This is a genomic window from Promicromonospora sp. NPDC060204 (assembly GCF_042728455.1).
Lineage (GTDB): Bacteria > Actinomycetota > Actinomycetes > Actinomycetales > Cellulomonadaceae > Promicromonospora.
Genome location: NZ_JBHWZO010000405.1, coordinates 1 through 3,340, shown reverse-complemented (window position 1 = coordinate 3,340; position 3,340 = coordinate 1). Strand labels below are relative to the sequence as shown.

At 71.4% G+C, this 3,340-nt stretch carries 4 protein-coding genes; all 4 read right to left on the bottom strand.

Annotated features, from left to right (window positions below; genetic code table 11):
• Positions 1 to 81: 81 nt before the first annotated feature.
• The 4 genes from ACFWEJ_RS28055 to ACFWEJ_RS28040 all read right to left on the bottom strand — a co-directional run bounded on the left by ACFWEJ_RS28055 (position 82) and on the right by ACFWEJ_RS28040 (position 3,207).
• Positions 82 to 846: an ABC transporter permease gene (locus tag ACFWEJ_RS28055; protein ID WP_377232447.1), complete on the bottom strand. Its 765-nt coding sequence runs from the start codon at positions 844 to 846 to the stop codon at positions 82 to 84.
• Complete coding sequence (locus ACFWEJ_RS28050) at positions 843 to 1,682, bottom strand: ABC transporter ATP-binding protein (protein ID WP_377232446.1); 840 nt, start codon at positions 1,680 to 1,682, stop codon at positions 843 to 845. The genes ACFWEJ_RS28055 and ACFWEJ_RS28050 overlap by 4 nt, the downstream gene beginning before the upstream one ends.
• Before the next feature lie 46 nt (positions 1,683 to 1,728).
• Entirely contained in the window at positions 1,729 to 2,568 is an 840-nt protein-coding gene (locus tag ACFWEJ_RS28045; RefSeq protein ID WP_377232445.1) for a DUF4097 domain-containing protein, read from the bottom strand.
• A gap of 105 nt (positions 2,569 to 2,673) precedes the next feature.
• Positions 2,674 to 3,207: a toxin-antitoxin system HicB family antitoxin gene (locus ACFWEJ_RS28040; protein WP_377232444.1), complete on the bottom strand. Its 534-nt coding sequence runs from the start codon at positions 3,205 to 3,207 to the stop codon at positions 2,674 to 2,676.
• Positions 3,208 to 3,340 lie beyond the last annotated feature (133 nt).

The following is a 3,340-nucleotide window of genomic DNA, read 5'->3' as shown; positions in this document are numbered from 1 at the left end:
CGCCCTGGGGTGGGGCGGACGGCGCGGCGCTCTTTTCCAGGGGCCGACGGCGCGGCGTCCTTCGTCGTCGGGCCGACGGCGTCAGCTGATCTTGCGCTTGTATGCGGCGATCGCGAGGACGTAGGCGATCACGAGGATGCCGACGAGCCAGCCGAGCGCGATCCAGATGTCGTTGCCGACGGGCTGCTGGGCGAACAGGGCGCGGATGGTGTCCACGATCGAGGTCACGGGCTGGTTCTCCGCGAACCAGGCGACCGGGCCCGGCATGGTCTCGGTGGGCACGAACGCCGAGCTGATGAACGGCAGGAAGATCAGCGGGTAGCTGAATGCGCTCGCGCCGTCCACGGTCTTGGCGGAGAGCCCGGCGATCACCGCGAGCCAGGTCAGGGCCAGGGTGAACAGGACCAGGATGCCCGCGACGGCGAGCCAGTCGAGCAGCGAGGCGCCGGTGCGGAACCCCATGAGCAGCGCGACGCCGATGACGATCGCCACCGAGATCAGGTTGGACACCACGGACGTCAGCACGTGCGCCCACAGCACGCTGGAGCGCGCGATCGGCATCGACTGGAAGCGTTCGAAGATGCCGCCCTGCATGTCGAGGAACAGCCGGTAGGCGGTGTACGCGATGCCGGAGGCGATGGTGATGAGCAGGATGCCGGGGAGCATGTAGTTGACGTACGACTCGCCGGTGCCGGTGTTGATGGCGCCGCCCAGCACGTAGACGAACAGGAGCATCAGCGCGATCGGCGTGACGGCCGTGGTGATGATCGTGTCGGGGCTGCGCAGGATGTGGCGCAGGGAGCGACCGGTGAGCACACCGGTGTCGCCCAGGACGTGGGAGGTCATCGGGTTTCCTTTCCTGCCGCGGCGGTGCCGCTGGTCGTGTCGTCAGAGGTGGTGCCGGGCTCGGCCGGGTCGGGCTCGCCGACGAGGGTGAGGAACACGTCCTCCAGCGAGGGCTGCTTCTCCACGTACTCGACCTTGGCCGGCGGCAGGAGCGCCTTGAGCTCGGCCAGGGTCCCGTTCTGGATGATGGTGCCCTTGTGCAGGATCGCGATGCGGTCGGCGAGCTGCTCGGCCTCGTCCAGGTACTGCGTGGTCAGCAGCACGGTGGTGCCGTTGTTCGCGAGCTCCTTGACGGTCTGCCACACCTCGATCCGGGCCTGGGGGTCCAGGCCGGTGGTGGGCTCGTCGAGGAAGATGATCGGCGGGTTGCCGATCAGGCTCATCGCGATGTCGAGGCGACGGCGCATGCCGCCCGAGTAGGTGGCGGCCCGGCGGCCGCCCGCGTCGGTGAGCGAGAAGCGGGCCAGCAGGCCGTCGGCGACGGCGCCCGGGTCGGGCAGGTGGCGCAGCTTCGCCACGAGCACGAGGTTCTCCCGGCCCGAGAGGATCTCGTCGACCGCGGCGAACTGCCCGGTCAGGCTGATCGACTCGCGCACGTCGCCGGCCTGGGAGCCGACGTCGAAGCCGTGCACGGTGGCGGTGCCCGCGTCGGCCTTGAGCAGCGTCGACAGGATCCGCACGAGCGTGGTCTTGCCCGCGCCGTTGGAGCCGAGCAGGGCGAAGATGCTGCCCGCCGCGACGTCGAAGTCGACGCCGCGCAGCACGTGCAGGTCCTTGAAGGACTTCTCGATGCCGTGCACCCGGATGGCGGGTGCCGTGGCCTGGTCGGTGGTCATGTCCAGTTCTCCTTCGCTGGGGGAAATCTCTGGGGAATCTCGGGGGTCAGGGACGGCGGACGACGATGTCGCCGTAGCCGGTGCTGGCGTGGATCTCGGCGGTCGACTCGTTCTCGACCGGGCCCTCGGTGGGGGTCAGGTGGTTGCGGACGCTGCCGTGCTCGGAGGCGACGTCGAGGTAGGCGGCCACGCCCTCGGGCACGCCGACCTCGATGGTGCCGTAGGACGTGGTGAGCGTGGCGCTGCCGGACTCCAGGTTGTTCACCCGGATGCCCGCGTGGGCGGACTTCACGGTGAGGGTGCCGTGCACCTGGCTGACCATGATGTCGGCGTGCGCGCCCTGCACCTGGAGGGTGCCGGTCACGGAGCCGACGGTCGTGGTGCCGTTGCTCGCGCGGATCGTGGCGTCGCCCGCGATCTCGTCGACGCGCACCGAGCCGGAGCTCACCTTGATGTCGGCGGTTCCGGCGACCCGGCGGGCGCTCACTGAGCCGGCGGACACCTTGAGGGTGACGCGGTCGACGTCGTCCAGGGTGACGTTGCCGGACGCGAGGGTCATGTCGACGGAGGCGAGGGCGCCCTCGGCGTAGAGCGAGCCGGTCTTGCCGCGCAGCTCGGAGCCGGTGGGCAGCTCGACGGTGATGTCGGCGGTGCCGGCCGCGAACGGCAGCACGTACTGCTTCCACGAGTTCGGGTAGGTGATGGTCACGGCGTCGCCGTCGCGCTCGACGCGGATCTCCTCGGCGGCGCGCACGCTGCCGGACTTCTTGTCGGTGGGCAGGACGGTGACGACGACGTCGTCCCGTTCGCCGGCGACGACGTGCAGGTTGGCGAACGGCACGTCCACGACGACGGGGACCGGGTGGGGGGCGGGGAAGGTAGGCATGGCGAGGCTCCAGGGCGGTGTGAAAGATGGTGGTGATGTCTGTGGTGTCGGTGTGGTGTCACCTGGTCGGGCGGGTGGTGCCGCGGCGCGGGGTCGCGCGTGCGGTCAGCGCACCCACCCGGTGACACGGCTGTTGGCGCGCTGCTCGGAGCCGGCGGGCTCGGCCGCCCGGCCGGGCGGCCGCTCGACGGCGGCGGCGACCGCCCGCACGAGCCAGGTGTTGACCGAGACGCCGTCGCGCGCGGCGGCGAGCTCAGCCTGCGCCTTGAGGTGATCGGGCAGGCGCAGGGTGGTGCGGGTGGTGGCCCCCGCCTCGGCCTCGACCTGGGCCGATGCCGGGGCGGCGGGGGTCGCGGGGGCGGCGGGCGCCGCCAGGGCGGCCGGGCCGGCCTGGGCCGCCGGCGCGGTGACGACGAACTCCGGGGAGCCGCCGCGCAGCCGCACGTCGACCGAGCCCGGGGCGAGCTCCGCGGAGATCTCCCCGGCGGCGTCGGAGAGGGCGCTGAGCAGGACGAGCCGCGCGGCGGCGTCCAGCGGTGCGGTCAGGCGGGCGGCGAGCTCGCGGGCGTCGTCACCACCGGCGGCGGCTGCCGTGGCGAGCTGACGCTGGAGTTCGTCGGCGTATCGGTTCAGGTCCATGGCACCATCATGACACCATCGTGGTGTCACCGCAAGGGGGTTGGTGCCACGAACTGACACCACGCTTCTACGGCGAGGTTGCTGGTGCGCTTCTACCCCGTCATTCGGCCCGGAATCACGCGCATTTCGGGCC

What these genes read in the sequence shown, in the direction of transcription:
- ACFWEJ_RS28045 (WP_377232445.1), bottom strand. Translation starts at nt 2,568, where the DNA reads ATGCCTACCTTCCCCGCCCCCCACCCGGTCCCCGTCGTCGTGGACGTG.
- ACFWEJ_RS28040 (WP_377232444.1), bottom strand. Translation starts at nt 3,207, where the DNA reads ATGGACCTGAACCGATACGCCGACGAACTCCAGCGTCAGCTCGCCACG.
- ACFWEJ_RS28055 (WP_377232447.1), bottom strand. Translation starts at nt 846, where the DNA reads ATGACCTCCCACGTCCTGGGCGACACCGGTGTGCTCACCGGTCGCTCC.
- ACFWEJ_RS28050 (WP_377232446.1), bottom strand. Translation starts at nt 1,682, where the DNA reads ATGACCACCGACCAGGCCACGGCACCCGCCATCCGGGTGCACGGCATC.